This window comes from Myxococcus sp. AB036A (genome assembly GCF_006547355.1).
GTDB lineage: Bacteria > Myxococcota > Myxococcia > Myxococcales > Myxococcaceae > Myxococcus > Myxococcus virescens.
Genome location: NZ_VHLC01000021.1, coordinates 82842 through 98599, shown reverse-complemented (window position 1 = coordinate 98599; position 15758 = coordinate 82842). Strand labels below are relative to the sequence as shown.

At 70.4% G+C, this 15758-nt stretch carries 12 protein-coding genes; 3 read left to right on the top strand and 9 right to left on the bottom strand.

Annotation, left to right across the window (positions count from 1 at the left end; genetic code table 11):
• The coding region (locus tag FL344_RS11690; protein WP_141618566.1) for a metalloenzyme at positions 1 to 814 on the top strand (814 nt) is incomplete at its 5' end.
• Positions 811 to 1716, top strand: coding sequence for a hypothetical protein (locus FL344_RS11685; RefSeq protein ID WP_141618565.1), 906 nt, complete (start codon positions 811 to 813; stop codon positions 1714 to 1716). The genes FL344_RS11690 and FL344_RS11685, both read left to right, overlap by 4 nt.
• A gap of 28 nt (positions 1717 to 1744) precedes the next feature.
• Here the strand turns inward: FL344_RS11685 and FL344_RS11680 are convergent, their stop codons facing one another.
• From FL344_RS11680 to FL344_RS11670, 3 genes are all read right to left on the bottom strand, one after another.
• Positions 1745 to 3520 (bottom strand): TldD/PmbA family protein, encoded by a 1776-nt coding sequence (locus FL344_RS11680; RefSeq protein WP_141618564.1) that lies wholly within the window; start codon positions 3518 to 3520, stop codon positions 1745 to 1747.
• Positions 3521 to 3599: 79 nt separating this feature from the next.
• A complete protein-coding gene (locus FL344_RS11675; protein ID WP_141618570.1) occupies positions 3600 to 4919 on the bottom strand; it encodes a nucleotide sugar dehydrogenase in 1320 nt (439 codons plus the stop codon).
• A 67-nt stretch (positions 4920 to 4986) separates the two neighbouring features.
• Positions 4987 to 6978: an alginate lyase family protein gene (locus FL344_RS11670; RefSeq protein WP_141618569.1), complete on the bottom strand. Its 1992-nt coding sequence runs from the start codon at positions 6976 to 6978 to the stop codon at positions 4987 to 4989.
• Between the two features lie 305 nt (positions 6979 to 7283).
• On the opposite strand from FL344_RS11670, the gene FL344_RS11665 reads away from it, so the two are divergent.
• Positions 7284 to 8300 carry a HAMP domain-containing sensor histidine kinase gene (locus tag FL344_RS11665; protein ID WP_228564957.1) on the top strand — a complete coding sequence of 339 codons (1017 nt, stop codon included), beginning with the start codon at positions 7284 to 7286 and terminating at the stop codon, positions 8298 to 8300.
• A gap of 12 nt (positions 8301 to 8312) precedes the next feature.
• Here the strand turns inward: FL344_RS11665 and FL344_RS11660 are convergent, their stop codons facing one another.
• The 6 genes from FL344_RS11660 to FL344_RS11635 are packed head-to-tail and all read right to left on the bottom strand — an operon-like array spanning position 8313 to position 15664.
• Positions 8313 to 10859 (bottom strand): response regulator, encoded by a 2547-nt coding sequence (locus FL344_RS11660; protein WP_141618563.1) that lies wholly within the window; start codon positions 10857 to 10859, stop codon positions 8313 to 8315.
• A gap of 9 nt (positions 10860 to 10868) precedes the next feature.
• The gene (locus FL344_RS11655; protein WP_141618562.1) at positions 10869 to 11453 is read right to left on the bottom strand and encodes a chemotaxis protein CheW; all 585 of its coding nucleotides are present in this window, start codon (positions 11451 to 11453) and stop codon (positions 10869 to 10871) included.
• Positions 11454 to 11457: 4 nt separating this feature from the next.
• The gene (locus FL344_RS11650; protein ID WP_011552752.1) at positions 11458 to 11841 is read right to left on the bottom strand and encodes a PleD family two-component system response regulator; all 384 of its coding nucleotides are present in this window, start codon (positions 11839 to 11841) and stop codon (positions 11458 to 11460) included.
• Positions 11838 to 13454 (bottom strand): methyl-accepting chemotaxis protein, encoded by a 1617-nt coding sequence (locus tag FL344_RS11645; protein WP_141618561.1) that lies wholly within the window; start codon positions 13452 to 13454, stop codon positions 11838 to 11840. Before FL344_RS11645 ends, FL344_RS11650 begins: the two co-directional genes overlap by 4 nt.
• 21 nt (positions 13455 to 13475) lie before the next feature.
• On the bottom strand, positions 13476 to 15101 hold the full coding sequence (locus FL344_RS11640; RefSeq protein WP_141618560.1) for a protein-glutamate O-methyltransferase CheR: 1626 nt from the start codon (positions 15099 to 15101) through the stop codon (positions 13476 to 13478).
• On the bottom strand, positions 15098 to 15664 hold the full coding sequence (locus FL344_RS11635; protein WP_141589062.1) for a chemotaxis protein CheW: 567 nt from the start codon (positions 15662 to 15664) through the stop codon (positions 15098 to 15100). The genes FL344_RS11640 and FL344_RS11635 overlap by 4 nt, the downstream gene beginning before the upstream one ends.
• Positions 15665 to 15758 lie beyond the last annotated feature (94 nt).

Here is a 15758-nt window from a genome sequence, read left to right as displayed (position 1 = left end):
CCCCTATGGAGGCCGCTGCATCCCCACGGACACCACCTTCGGCGTCCCCGGCCGGCCCCAGTCCGCGTCCAATCAAACGGCCATCCTGACGGGAGACCCGGCCCCCGCGCTGCTGGGCCGCCACGTCCTCGGCTACCCCAACGCGCCGCTGCGGGGGTTGATGGCGGACCGCTCCATCATCCGGCGGCTGGGCGCGGCGGGCCGCACCGCCACCTTCGCCAACGCCTATCCCGCCCCCTATCTGGACGCGCTGGAGGTCCCCCGCCGGCCCAGCACCTCCCCGCCGGAGCTCGTCCTGTCCCCGGAGTCGCGCCGCAAGGTGAAGCCCTCCGCCTCCAAGCTGGCCTTCGCCGCGGGGGGCATCCCCCTGCGGACGCTCGATGACGCCCGCGCCGGGGACGGGCTCACCCACGACATCACCGGCGCCAGCGCCCGTGCCTACGGACTGCCCGCGCCGGAGCGCACGCCCGAGGAAGCCGCCGCCGTGTTCTGGGACATTGCGTCAGCCGCGGACTTCACCTTCTTCGAGCACTACCTGGCGGACGAGGCCGGCCACGCCCAGGACTGGACGGCCGCCCTGGCCGCGCTGGACGCGTTCGACGCCTTCACCCGCGCGTTGGTAGCCACGCGCCCCGCCGACGCCCGGGTGCTGGTCTGCAGCGACCACGGCAACGTGGAAGACCTCTCCACGCGGGGACACACGCTTCACCCCGTGCCCGTGCTCTACTTCGGCCCACCCGTGCCCGAGGTGGAGTCCTTCTCCACCGTGGCCGATGTCGGACGCGCGGTGGTTCGCTGGTTGGGTGCGGAGTGAGTCAGGAGTCACCAGCAACAAAGGGCCGTCGCGGCAGTCCCGGCTGGGCAGCGGCGCTGCTCGGCCTGAGTCTGCTCACCGGCTGCTCCGCCTCCCAGAGCGCCCGCGTGCTCGTCGGCAAGGGCACCGGCGCCGGCATCGACGTCGAATACCAACCGCGCGACACCGAAGCGGCCGTGCAGGTGAAGCTCGCCGTCGAACGCGCCATTCCCCGTCTCCAGCGCTGGGGCACCTTCGACGACCCCGTCACCATCGTCGTGCACCCCAACCACGCGGCGCTGGAGCGCGCCGCCAACCGCCCGGGGTATGACTTCCTCCGCGCCTGGGCGCGCTACGAGCAAATCGAGCTGCAGAGCCCTCGAACCTGGACGGCCCGAGGCGCCAGCCAGGGCCAGGTGGACGAACTGCTGCTGCACGAGCTCACCCACAGCCTCATGTACCAGGTGGCCTCGGACCGGCTCGGCTGGACACGCAAGCGGATTCCCCTCTGGTTCCGTGAAGGCATGGCCTCCTACACCGCCGAACAGGGCTACCGCGTCTCCAGCCTGGACGACCTGGAGCACTACTGGCGCCAGCACCCCAACGCCGACCCCTTGTCGCAAGCCGACGCGCTCTACCAGTCCGAGAGCGGCGTCGTGTATGGCGCCGCCCACCACGCCTTCACCTTCCTGGCGCGCCGCTATGGTGAGGACACCATCCGGAACGTACTGCGCGGCATGAGCCAGGGCCCGGACTTCGACAGCGCCTTCCAGCGTGCCGTGGGTGTCACCCAGGAGAGCTTCCTCCAGGACTTCCGCCGGTACGTGCGCCTGCGCGGCTTCAAGGGCGCCAGGCAGCTCCACCCGGCGCGCCCCCGGCCTGCGAGCCCCATGCCTGTCGCGCCCTCACCTGCCCCTCAGTAAGGCGCGACTGGGGCACGGAGGCGCGCGGCTACGGCTTCGCCGCCGGGGACTCCAGCGCCGCCGGGCTGGTGAGAATCGGCGGGCGGTCCTTCCCCTCCATGGTGCGCTGGAGCTCCAGCTCCTGCAGCAGCATGGCCGGCGCCACGGTGGACACCGGGACGTTGCCACTCTCCGCGCCGCAGAAGCCGTTGAAGACGCCGGGCTTCTGCCCCGAGGCGAGGATGCGGTTCACCGCCGACAGCGGCGTGCCCACGATTTCCACGCCGCGCACCAGCGTCTCTTTCCCCGTCTTCACATCCACCCGGTACACCATGCGCGGCACGCCCTTGAAGGCCTGGTAGCCGTAGCCAGACGTGTTGGTGTTGCCCCCCGTGATGTCGCGGATGATGAGGCCAAACGGCTTGCCCTGACGCTTCGCCTCGGCAATCAGACGCTTCTTCAGCTCCGCGTCGCTCACGCCGTTCGTGCTCTCCACCATCAGGTTCGCCATGCGCGCCACCGGCTTCAGGTTGCCCTGGCTGCGGCCGTGGCCGTTCGACTGGAGGAAGCCTTCCACTGGCCGGCGCCCCTGGAGGTAGTTGCGCAGCACGCCCTTCTCCACCAGCGTCACCCGTTGGCCGCGCACGCCCTCCTCGTCGAAGAGGTAGTAGCCGTTGAGCGGCTCGTTCTGGAGCACGCGCCGCGTCGGGTCGTCGTGGATGGAGATGAACGACGGCAGCACCTGCTTGCCCACCTGGCCCTTGAACGTCTTGCCCTCGTTGTCACCTTCCTGCCGGTCTCCCTCCAGCCGGTGCCCCACCGCTTCGTGGAAGAGCACCCCGGCCGCTTCCGGCGCGAGGATGGCGGGCCCCGTGTACGGGTCGATGGCGGGCGCCGCGCGCAGGGCCAGCAGCTCCTGGATGACGTCATCCGCCGCCTTGTTCAGGCGCGCCACGTCCGGCAGCCCCGCTTCGGTGGGCACATAGAAGTTGCGCGAGTTGTCCAGCAGCTGCCCGTCCGGCGCCCGGGTGACGGCGGAGACATGCAGGCCGTACAGCGTCTCCTCGGTGATGATGCGGCTGCCTTCCGAGGACACGAACAGCCGCGTCACCTTGTCCTTGGTGACGCGCACCTCCGAGTCGAACAGCTCCGGGTGCGCGTTGAAGCGCGCCGACACGTCGCGGGCCACCTTCACCCAGCGCTCGCGGTCGAACGGAGCCTCCACCGGCGGCTCCACGTGCTTCACCGGCTTCTCGCGCGTGAAGGACGGCGGACGCTTCGGGTCCTCCACCGCGTAGACGTTCTCGCCCTTCTTCTTCAGGTACTGGAACAGCGCGGACTTGTACTTCTCATCGGTGATGAGCCACAGCGAGGTGCGCAGCGCCAACGGCGAGTCGTCCAGCGGCCCTTCCTTGCGCGACACGTAGCTGGTGCCCTTGGTCGAAAAGCTGAACTCCAGCCCCTCCGCCACCGAGCTGTCGAAGTCGTAATCACCGACGCGCACGTCCACGTACAGCTTCCGCTCACGGTAGCCGTCGTCCATGAACAGCGCCCCATAGCGCGCGGAAATCGCGTGCTGCTCGTAGTCCTTGAGCTGGTAGCTCATGAAATACGGGGGTTCGTGGTTCTGCATCTTCAGCTGCTGGTGGTTGCGCGCCAGCTCAGCGGACATCGCCTCGAGCAGCTTCACGCGCGCATCCGGCACGGGCGCCGCCGCCGTCAGCAGCGCCGAGAGTGCCAGCAGGGGAAACACGGTTCGAAGGAGGGATTGCACGGCCCCGACACTAGCCCATCCCTTCCACGATACGAGCAGCTCCACGCTCACGGATGCCGCGAAGGCGGAATCCGTGAACGAGGGGCCCCCCGCACGGAGGGTCGGTTTCCGGGCGGGCGGCGAATGACTGTCAGGCCTTCGTCACTTTCTCACGACCCTTGCTGACACCCTTGGTGGCGTTGCGCGTGTCGACGACGACCTTCGCGCGGTCCACCAACATGGCGTAGTCGATGTCCGAGTGGTCCGTGAGGATGAGGACCGCGTCGTACTGGCCCAGCGTCTCCGGCTTCAGCGGCACGGACTTCATCTCCATGTTGAAGCCGTGGCCCTTGTGCAGCTCGGGGACGTACGGGTCGTGGTACGACAGCTCCGCGCCCTTCTCCGCCAGCAGCGTCATGACGCGCAGCGACGGACTCTCACGCATGTCGTCGATGTCCTTCTTGTACGCCGCCCCCAGGCAGAGGACCTTCGCGCCGTTGAGCGTCTGCTTGTTCTTGTTCAGCGCCTCCATCGTGCGCTGCACCACGTAGTACGGCATCTGCCAGTTCACCTCGCCGGCCAGCTCGATGAACTTGGTGTGGAACTCGTACTCGCGCGCCTTCCACGTCAGGTAGAACGGGTCGATGGGGATGCAGTGCCCACCGAGGCCCGGGCCCGGGTAGAAGGGCATGAAGCCGAAGGGCTTGGTGCTCGCGGCCTGGATGGCCTCCCACACGTCCACGCCCATGCGGTCGCAGAGCATCTTCATCTCGTTGACCATGGCGATGTTGACGCAGCGGAAGATGTTCTCCAGCAGCTTGGTCAGCTCCGCCACGCGGGTGGAGGACACCGGCACCACTTCCTTCAGCGCGCTGCCGTAGAGGGCCGCGGCCATCTCGGAGCACTCGGGCGAGTAGCCACCGACAATCTTCGGAATCGTCTTGGTGTTGAAGCTCTTGTTGCCCGGGTCCTCGCGCTCGGGGCTGAAGGCCAGGTAGAAGTCCTTGCCTGCCTTGAGGCCGTTCTTCTCCAGCAGCGGCTTGAGCACCTCCTCCGTCGTCCCCGGGTACGTGGTGGACTCCAGGATGAAGAGCTGTCCAGGACGCACGTGCGGCGCGAGCGCCTCACCCGTCTGGATGATGTAGCTCATGTCCGGCTCACGCGACGCGGTGAGCGGCGTGGGCACGCAGATGATGACGCAGTCCATGTCCTTCGCCTTGGCGAAGTCCGTGGTGGCCTTCAGCTTGCCCGACTTGCTCAGCTCCGCCAGCGGAGCGCCGGGGATGTGCTTGATGTAGCTCTCCCCCTTCTCGATTTTGTCGATCTTCCGCTTGTCGACGTCGAGCCCCATGACGGGGAAGCCCGCCTCCGCGAACGCCATCCCCAGCGGAAGACCGACATAGCCAAGCCCGACCACACCCACCCTCGCGTCCCGCTTCTTGATGCGATCCAGAAGCGGGCTGCTCACCATCACCCTCATCGTCCTCACCTCTCCTGATGCGACGTGCCGTTAAGACGGTCACGCCCCGACCCGACACTCAGCGGAAAACGACCACCCACCTCAACCACGCCGGAGGCGTCACCTGCCCCCGGAACTCCACCGCCAGCGACGGCACCACCCGCCCGTACCCTGGCGAATACTTCGACGGCACCAACCGCGCCGTCAGTCCCTTCTCCAGCACCACCCAGGCGAGCGGGGCCCCTTCCGGCCCCAGCTCCACCACGAGCGGCTCGAACGACACCGGCTCCTCCATCACACGACCCGCGCGTGACAGGACCTGCACCTGAGGCGACACCACTCGCGCCTGTTCATCTGGCAGATGGAATCTGCCCACCACGTCATGCCGGCCCGTGCCCACGAAGCGGTCACGTCCGGCCAGAGCGCGCTCGCCCCGGTCCAGCCGGAACGTGCGCTCGATTCCCACCGGCGCGGGCAGCCGGCGGTAGCCGTCATGCCGCACCAACAGCCTGTCCACTGACTTCCCCGGCAGGAAGGCCACCACCCGCGCCCGAGCCTCCTCCGGCAGCGCGAACAACCGCGCCTCATCCAGGGGCGCCTGCTCCGCGCCATCCACCTGCACCGTGTTGTGCGCGGCCGTTCCGCGGAACCAGTTCCGCAACGCGGGCTCTCGCGTATAGGTGCCGGTGCCCGGATCCACGATGGCGGGACGCCCGTCGACGTGGAGTTCGAAAGAAAGTTTGTCGTTGTGGCTGTGCCCCCCGACACCGCCTTGTCCCTGCTTGCCGGCGCTGACAGTGATGACGACACCCGCGCCGCGCAAGATGTGAAAACCACCCTCCGGAAAGCTCACCGACACGGGCTCTGGCGCGGGCGCGAGCGCGGCGAAACGCGCCTGCCCGGCGCGCCCCAGCAGCCACGCGGCCTCGTCCACGAACTCGCCGCCGCCCAGGCCCGCATCGCCGAAGAGCGCCGCGCCCAGGCCCACCAGATAGCCGTGCGCGTTGTCCTCGCGATCGCGCAGCGGGAAGACGCGGCCGGAATCATTGTCGCCAATCTGTGGCGCCAGGCCCCGCTCGGAACACCACGCGCGCACGGCGTGGAACATGCGACGCAGCCGGGACTCGTACTTGGGCCCCAGTGGCACACCCGCGCCGCGCGCGGCGAGGTACGCCAGCGTGAACAGCTCCACCGACAGGCGATGATAGGGAATGGAGCCCTCGAAGGACGTGCCCTCGAGGTGCACCTGCTTCTCCATCTGTTCGCGCAGCCCCCCCACCGCCAGCGACACCTGCTGCGACGCGCCGGGCAGCTCCGGGAAGAGCAGGCCCACCACCAACAGACCCACGTAGTTGGAGACCAGGTGGTTGTTGGGCACCGCGCCGCGGTCCTCCAGGTGGGCCTCCACCCAGGCGGTGTGCTCGGCCAGCGCGCTCAGCACCGGCACCAGGAAGTCCGGCCGGGTCACCGCGGGCGCGGTGGAGAACATGGCCAGCGCCTGCGCCAGGTTCGCGGCGCGCAGCGCCACCTCCATGGGGCACGTCCAGTGCACGCCCTGCCCCACGGGGTTCGCCTGGAGGAAGTCCAACACCTGCGCCACGAAGGCATCCGCCAGCCGCGCGCGCACGTCAGCGGCCGTCTCCACCCAGTAGCCCTGGCCCAGCGCCACGACGCTGTCGAGCCGCCCCATCACCCACGGGTACTTCGGGTCGCTCCCCGCCACGGCGAGCGACAGGCGCTCCACGGGCTCCACCGGATAGCGGTGACCACTCACCGGATCCAGGGACCAGTCCACGGGACGGCCCTCGCCGAAAACCACCGGGGTGCCGAAGACGTCCCACTCCTGGCGAAGCGCGGCCTGCGCACGGGCCCGCGCGCGCTCCAGGCCGCCGGGCACCGAGGCGAGCGCCTCCAGCACCGACGCGCGCTGAGAGACTTCACACCAGATGCGTGAGCTGCGCTGGCCCAGCGCCAGCTCCACCAGCTCCACGCCATCCGTCGCGCCGTAGCACTCGAGGAGCTGCACCTCGTCCGCGCGCTCGCGCCGACGATAGAGCGCCTGCCGCGCCACACCTTGGACACGCCGCACAGCGCTGCGCGCCAGTCCGCCTGGTGCAAGTCGAGCGATCGCCGCGTAGTAATCGAGAGTCCCCATTCGCCCCTTCCGCCACCCGTGACGGATGCCGTTAGCAAGTGCCTGGCCAGGAGCTGTTTCTTAGGAGTTGAGCGGGGTTGCGCGGCGCCTCCGTACCCCCTGACGGTAAAAAGTGGGGGGCTCACACGCCCTGAAGGGAAAAGGATTTCCGATTCGCGGGCGTCCGGCGCCCTCCCTGGGCAGTGTTGCGGCGCGTGCGTGGCGTGCCCATACCTTCCCGCGTGCTGGCAGGTGCTTGGACGGGGTGGCGCATCGGCAGCGAGTCCGATGCAGGGGTGGAACAGGCGCTCGTGGAGGTTGCCGAGCGTGCCTTCCGCTGTGGTGCTCGTGCGGGATTGGAGTCCCTGGTACGCGAGGCCCAGCGGATGACGGGGGCTTCCGGAGCGGCTTTCTATGACGGACGCGTCTGTGTCGCGGCGACAGGAGTCGTCACGGCCACGCGCGCCCTGGGAAGGATGCGGCGTCGGCCGGCCCTGGTGGTGTGGCCCGAACGGCCCACCAGCCAGGATGCGCGGGTGCTCGCGCAAATGTCGGCGTTCGGCGCCGTGCTGCTCGCGGCGCATGCCCGGGAGTCGGACGCGGCGGCGCGGCACGTGCAACTGCTGAAGACGCAGCGGCGATTGGAACGGCGGGTGGTGAACCAGGAGCACCGGCGCTCCCGGGCGTCACACGACCTCAGGACACCATTGATGGTCATCAAGGGATACGTGGACATGATGCTGAAGGGAACGGCGGGCGGGCTGACAGCCCCCATCCAGCGCTACCTGGAGCGGCTGCGCCGCTCGGCGGACGACCAGAGCGCCATCATCGAGCGCCGGCTGGCGAAGGTGCAGGACGAGGGCGTGGAGGACCTGCGCCCCCTGCTGCGCACGGCCTTCATCCCCGCCGCGCGCGGCCAGCGCGCCGTGGACACGACGATGACGCTCCCGGACCGGCCCGTGGCCATTCCGGGCTCCCGCGATGACGTGGAGCTGCTGGTGCGCGCGCTGGCCCGCGCGGTGGCGGCGTCGGGCGCGCCTACGGCGGTGCGCGTGGAAGCAGTGGGGGACGCGGGCGTGTGGCAGCTGCGCGTCAACATCCGCGGCGGCAAGGCGCTGCCGGAGAAGACTGTCACGCTGCTGCGGCACCTGACGCAGCGGCTGCGCGGTGGCCTCTCGTTGCCGGAGGAGACCGGCAACGGCTGGGTGGTCCACCTGCCGGTGGATGACACCGTGCCCGTGGCGCCTCGCGACGCGTGAGGCGCGGCGCCGTCAGGACACGGGCAGCAGTTGGCGCACCAGCTCCAGCAGGCGGCCTCGCTCCACCTCGCGCTTGACGAGGTACCCGTCCGCGCCCGCCTCCAGACCGGCGGCGCGGTCCTCGGGACTGTCGAGCGACGTCACCAGGATGATGGGCGTGCGGTGCAGCTGCGGGTGCGACTTGATTCGCCGCGCCAACCCCACGCCGTCCAGCCGGGGCATCTGCCAGTCGCTGACCACCAGTTGGCAGGGCGTGCGCTCCAGGATGCCCCACGCCTCTTCACCGTCCGCCGCTGTCACCACCGGGTAGCCGGCAATCTCCAGCAGCGACTTCATGGCGAAGCGCGTGGTGAGCGCGTCGTCACACACGAGGATGCGAGGCCGCGCCGTCTCGCGAGCCACCGAGCGCGTCTCTGGCCGCGCCGCGCGCACCAGTTCCGCGGCGTTGAGCACCGGCACCACGCGGCCGTCGTCCAGCACCGCCGCGCCCGCCAGGTGCCGCACGCCCTTGAGGTGGCGTCCCAGCGAGCGGACGACAATCTCCTGCTGCCCCACCACCTCGTCGATGGCGAACAACACCTTGTCCTCGCCCACCGTCAGCAGCGCGGCGGCCTGCACGTTCCCGGAGTCCAGCGCCAGCGGCAGCCGGGGAAGGCCAATGGCCTCCGCCAGCGGCAGGAACGTGAGCTGCTCCCCATCCAGCCGCGCCACCACGCGGCCCGCCACGGTGCCCACGTCGTCCGGGTTCAGCCGGAGGATGCGATTCACGCTGTCGGAGGGAATGGCGGACACCGTGGTGCCCGTGCGCACGAGCAACCCCAGCGCCGCAGCCAGCGTCAGCGGCAGGTCCACGGTGAAGCGCGTGCCCCGGCCCGCCGTGAAGGCCACGTCCACCGAGCCCTGGAGCCGTTGCGCCGTCGCCTGCACCACATCCAGGCCCACGCCCCGCCCGGACGTCGCGGACACCTGCTCCCGCGTGGAGAAGCCTGGCTGGAAGATGAGCCTCGCCGCCTGCGCGTCCGACAGCTTCTCCGCCTCATCGGCCGGCAGCAGCCCCCGCCGCACCGCCGTGGCGCGCACCCGGCTGGGCGACAAGCCGGAGCCGTCATCCTCCACCACCACCGCGATGCGCGAGCCCCGAGGCTCCACCCGTACCGTCAGGCGCCCCGCTTCGGGCTTGCCCGCGGCCCGCCGCTCCTCGGTGGACTCCAGGCCGTGGTCGATGGCGTTGCGCACCAGGTGCAGCAGCGGGTCCTTCAGCGCGTCGAGGATGCGCCGGTCCAACCGGACCTCGCCACCCGACAGCTCCAGCGTCACCTGCTTGTCCAGCCGCGCGGACGTCTCGCGCACGGTGCGCCGCAGCGGCTCCAGCACCTGCGAGGCCGGCACCATGCGCAGGTCGCGCAAATCATCGCGCGCCACCTGGGCCACCAGCGTGAGCTGCTCACCGTCGCGGTGCGACTCCTTCGTCAGCTCCAGGAGCTGCTTCTGCAGTCCGCGCATCTGCGTCACGCCCGCGCGGAGCGGCTCCAGCGCGGGACCGCCGCCCGCCATCGCGAGCTGCGACGACGCGCGCTCCAGGTGCATCAGCACCTCGCGCATGCCGTCCATCAACACGCGGTGCGCCGCGCCACGCCGCGTCTGCTGCGCGCGTCCGGCCAGGAGCAGCTCCACCTGGAGCGCGATGGACTCCAGCGTCTTCACCGACACGCGCACCGTCTGGTCCGCCGGTCCGCGGGACTCCGTCGTGGCCGCAGCCCCCGCGGGCCCCTGCGCCGCCGCGCCATCCAAGGGCGCGGGAGACGGCGACGCGCGCAGCGAATGGACGGCGCGAGCCACCGCCCCTGCTCCACCCTCGGCCTCCAACGCCGTCCGCAGGTCCACCAGCGTGCCAGCCACGTCCGATGCGGCCAGCCCCGCGGAGTCACCGCCCGGCTCCATGCGCGTGAAGCCCAGCGCCGCGGCTTCCGCCAGCGTGGCCACCTTCTGCGCCCCGGCGGACTCGGCGGACGTCTTCAACGTGCGGGCCCGCTCCACCGCCGTGCGCACCACCGCCGCCCGGTCCGGCACATCCGGCGAGCACAGCGCGCTCAACCCCGCTTCGAGGAGGTCCAGCACCTCCAGCCCCTGCGCGGCCGCGCCCGAGGCCGCCGTCTGGGGGACGGCCTCCGCGGACTCGTGGCCCAGGGCGGCCAGCAGCGAGGACAGTCCTTCCACCACGGGCGACTGTCCGGCGTCGCCACGGGCCATGGCGCCTTCGATGGCGGAGAGGCCGCGCAGCATGGCCTCCACCGTGTCGCGGGGCAGCCGCTCCTCCTGATTGAAGGTGGCCAGCCCGTCCTCGATGGCGTGCACCACCTGCTCGATGTCGTCCAGGCCCAGGCTGGCCGCGGAGCCCTTGAGGCTGTGGACCAGCCGCTTGAGCGACGGGAGCAGGTCCGGCTCGCGCCCCTGCGCCGGGCCCTCCAGCCCCAACACCTTCGACCCGATGGCTTGAATCTGCTCGCGCGTCTCCGCGGAGAACACCGGCCAGATGCTGCGCAAGAGCTGAGGATCCATGGCGCGTGCCTACTCCCCTTCGGGCCGCGTGGCGGACGGGCCCCCGAGCTGCTCCAGGTCCAACACCGTCAGCCGGTCCGGCGTGAGGAACAAGAAGGGCCCGGGCGGAGGCTGGGACAGCTCCGCCTTCGGCAATTCCTTGCGTCCTTCGACGGACTCCGCCGCCAGCCCGAACCCCTCTTCACTGTCATCCGCCTCGACCACCACCACCTTGCTGAGGTCCGACATGCCGCCCCCCTCCAGCCCCAGGAGCTGGCGCAGGTCCAACACCGGCACCACGCGCGAGCGGCTCACCAGCGCCCCCAGCACGTGCCGGGGAGCACCGGGCAGCGAGGCGATGCCGCGCGCTTCAATCACGTGGTCCACGTGCTCGATTCGCACCGCATAGCGTTCGCCGCCCACCTGGAAGGCCAGCACGGAGAGCACCTCCTGGCGCTCCTCGTGGCGGGATTCGGCCAGGGCCCGGGCACGGGCGCTGAGCACCTCGCGACGCTTCTCAGGGCTCACCCCCTGCTTGCCGTCCAGCAGCGAGTGCGCCTCGGTGAGCTGGCGTCGCAGCCCGGTGTAATCAATCTTGGCGTCCTCCTTCGACATGCGCTCAGTACCGGGTCGCGGGGAGCTTCAGGATGTCGCGCACCTTCGAACGAAGGTCGTCCACGGACACCGGCTTGTTGAGGAAGGCGCTGGCGCCCACCAGCTTGCCCTTCTGCCGGCTCGCGTCGTCCTTCAGCGACGTGAGCATCATGAAAGGGGTGTCGTGAAGTTGCCGGTCCGCACGGATCGCCGCGCACAGCGCGAAGCCGTCCATCTCCGGCATCTGCACATCGGAGATGATGAGGTCCGGCTTGAGCTCCCGCGCCTTGGTCAGTCCAATCGCGCCATTCGGAGCGTCGAAGAACTCCAACCCCCACCCCATCAGGTACACCTGAAGAAGGTTGGTGATGGTCTTCGTGTCTTCGACGATGAGCACCTTTGCGTTCATAACTGGTACCTACCCACCAGGTCCGAGAACCGTTTCGAGAGATTGGTCAGATTGCCTGACACCTGTTCGATGCGCCGGGTGCTCTCCACCGAGTCTCCCATGGCGGATGTCAGCTCACCCATGGCCGTGGAAATCTGCTCCACGCCAATGGTCTGCTGACGCGTGTTGCCGGCAATCTGCCGTGCCGCGCCCGACGACTCGCGGATGACCTCCGACAGGCCCAGGATGGTCGTCCCCGCTTCGCGAGCCAGCTCCATGGCCGCCTGCGCCCGGCGGCTGCCTTCCTCCGTGGCGCTGACGGCCTGCCTCGTCCCCTTCTGCACTTCGTTGAGCAGGCCGCGCACCTGCTCCGCGGCGATGCGGGACTGCTCCGCCAGCGTGCGCATCTCCGTGGCCACCACCGCGAAGCCCCGGCCATGCTCCCCGGCCTTGGCCGCTTCAATGGAGGCATTGAGCGCCAGCAGGTTGGACTGCTCGGCCACGTCCTTCACCGTGCCGATGATGTCGCCAATCTGCATCGTGCGCTCACTGAGGTCGGTGATGGACAGGGCAATGGCCTTCACCTGCTCGCCCAGCTTCTCCATGCCGGCAACGCTCTCACTGACGACCTGCTGCCCCTCCGCGCTGAGGGTTTCGGACTTCTGCGTCTGGGAGATGACCGAGTCCGCGTAGGCCGTGGCCTGCTTGGACGTCTGGGCAATCTCCGCCACCGTGGTGCTCGTCTCATTGATGGCGGAGGCCTGCTGGTGGGCCATGGCCGACTGCTGCGTGGAGGTGGCCAGCACACCCGCCGCCTCGCGCTCCATCTCCGCCGCCGCGCCGCGCAGGTCCTGCAGCAGGTGGGAGAGCGCGTCCGTCATCACCGCGAAGCTGCGTGCCACGTCGCCAATCTCATCCGAGCCCTGGAGGTCCACCTGCTGGCGCAGGTCCCCCGCCGCGATACCCGCCGCCGCGCGCGCCAGCCGCTCCAGCGGTACCACGAGCATCCCGGACACCAGCCATGCCGCCACCATGCAGGCCACCAGCACGAGCAGGCTGATGATGGCCGTGAAGCGCGTGGCCTCCCGCAGCGTCTGGCTCAGCCCCTCCTCGTGGAGCGCCAGCTGGAGGGTGCCCAGGTGCGCGGTGGAGCCGGCCGCGAGCACGGGCGTCGTCGTCTCCACCAGGCCCGTTCCCTTCACGGACCTGCGGCGGAGCACCGAGGCATCGCCTTCGACGGAGGCCGGAGCCTGCGCCTCGCCGACGTAGCGCTCCGCGGCGGCCTCGCCCAGGAGGACGCCGTCCGCATCATGGACACGGACATAGGCGACCTCGGGCCCCAGGCTCAGCGCGCCCTGCACCAACTCCTGCAGTCGCTCCGGGTCGCGCTTCGTGCTCAGCATGGGCGCCAGCGTCTTCGCCAGCTCCACGCTCACCGAGTTGGCGCGGCGGGACAGGTCGTTGCGAAGCGCGTCGCCCATCTGCATCCACGTCGTGGTGATGAGGATGACGGCCACCAGCCCCCCCGTCGCCCCGGTGAGCGCGAGGATTTTCATCCGCAGACTGAGCCTGGTCCCCGGCGCGCGGCCCGGCGGTGTCAGGTGCGTCCCTTTGACGTCCACGTTGCCTCCCACCTCGTGCGGAGCGCGCGCCTCTCAGCGCACTCCAAGCCAGCCAGCCTGCTCGACTGGCGCCAGGGCCTGCCTCAGGCCGCCGGCCGTCATCGTCTCCACCCCACGCAGCGGGTGTTCATCATCCAGTCCATCCAGCGCGCGCAGGGCGTTCTGCCGCGCACGCTCCGCGTCCTCGGGCCGATCCATGCGCCCATAGAGGGCCACCAGCGTGGCGTGCCCCAGCGCCAACCGGGGCTCCAGGTACAGCGCCTTGCGAACCGCTTCCACGGCCCCATTCAGGTCGCCACGAACCTCGGCCACCATGGAGAGCAGCAGGTACGCCTCGGGAACGAGCGCCTTCGCGGCCTCGCGCGCCAGCGCCTCCGCCTCCTCGAAGTGTCCCGCGCGCGCCGCGATGATGGCGCGCTCCAGGGCAGGAACCTCTTCGGCGGCGAGCGCATCCACGGCCACGGACCGCGGCACGGCCGGAGTGGCGGCGTCCGGCGTTGGCGCGGCCCACGCGGGGCGCGACGTCCCGGGCTCGCTCAGCGCTGGAGGCGCCTCCGCCCCGCGCGACGCCCCCGTCGCGGCGAAATCCCCTGCGGCGGACGAAGCTGAACGGAAAGACGCTCCCGCAGGACCCGACGCCGCGCGGCCGGACACCGAACCGACACGGGAGTCCTCCGGGGACGTGCCGGATGTCAGAGGCCCTTCGCTTGTCGGTGGCTTTGTGCCCCAAGCCGGCGCGCGCGCGCGGCGCGCCCTTGAATCGTCCAGCGCCTGAGGCCACCCGGCTGGAGGCACCGGCGAGGCCACCTGATTGCGGCCCATCCCCAGGCGAGGAAGCGGCGTCGCCGCGCGAGGCGCGCCCGGCGCGGGGACCCGAAGCGCCACGCTGCCCTCGGCGTCCACCGTCTCCAGCCCCAGGCCGTTGGTCAGCGGCACCTCCGCCGGAGAGACGAAGAGCAGCCCACCGGGGGCCAGCGCGGAGATGAAGCGCTTCAGCACCTCCCGCGCGAGCTCCGTCGGGAAGTAGATGAGCACGTTTCGGCAGAAGATGGCGCCCAGGCCCATGAAGGGCGGCGGATCCACGGCCAGGTTGTGACGCCGGAACTCCACGGCGTGCCGGACCTGGGGGATGACGGCGTAGTCGTCGCCGTTGGCGACCAGGAAGCGCTTCTCCTGCTCCGGCTCGATGCGGCGCAGGGACCACGGGCCGTACACGCCCTCCCGCGCGCGTTGGAGCGCCCGGCCCGACACGTCCGTCGCCAGTACGCGGAAGCGACCTTCGGGCAAGCCCTCCGCAATCAAGGCCATGGCGATGCTGTAGGGCTCCTCGCCGCTGGCGCAGCCCGCGCTCCACACCTGGAAGCACGGGGCCGGGTGCGCCTGTGCCAGACGCGCCAGGGTGCGCAGGTGCTCCGGGTGACGGAAGAAGTACGTCTCGCCAATGACGGCGTGCTCGATGAAGCACTCCACCGCCGCGGCCTCGCGCACCAGCAGCCTGCGCAGGAAGGCGTCGGGCTCCAGGGCTCGCGAACGCGCGGCCCGGCTCAGCGCCGTCTCCAGCGAGCGGCGCAGGCTGCGCGCCAACGTCACCCCACAGGCCGACTGGAGGACGTCCTCGACCCGGGCCAGCGTCGCGTCGTCGAGCACGCCCTCGCTCACGGCGCCTCCGGCCCCACGAGCACCGCGGCCGTCCGAAGCAACGGGCGCACGCCTTCGGGCGTCCGGCACAGCCCCGCCATCAGCCCGCTGGCATCCCACGGCAGCGGCGACGTCCCATCCGGCGTCCCGTCCACCAGCACCGGGGACTCCACCAGGTCGCGCACGCGGTCCACCAGCACGGCCACCGTCCGCGCACCGCCGCCGCAGACGACCAGGTGCGCATCCAGGGAGGCCTCCCGCTTCACCCCCAGGAGCGCCGCCAGGTCCACGACGACAGCCGGGCTGCCCCGGTAGACGAAGGTCCCCGCCACGTGCGCGGGCGCACCGGGCAGCGGCTCCAGCTCCACCAGCCGCACCACCTCCTGCACCGTCTCCGCGTCCATCAGCGCGCTGGTCCCCGCCGCGTCCACCGCCAGGTACATCCCTGGAAGTCGCAGCTCGCCCGCCAGCGACGCCAGCTCCTGGCGCAGCTGGGCCTGCTCCTCCTCGAGCTGGCTCAGCCGCTCCTCGACAGAGAGACGGCGCGACTGCGCGACCACGGAATTGTCTGGTGTGTCTGCCATCAGGGGAACTCCCGCCTGTCACTGAAGCGCGGGATTGGAGCACGCTAGTCTGTCCGACAAAGAAGCGTCAATGCGGGCTAACCGGCATTCACTC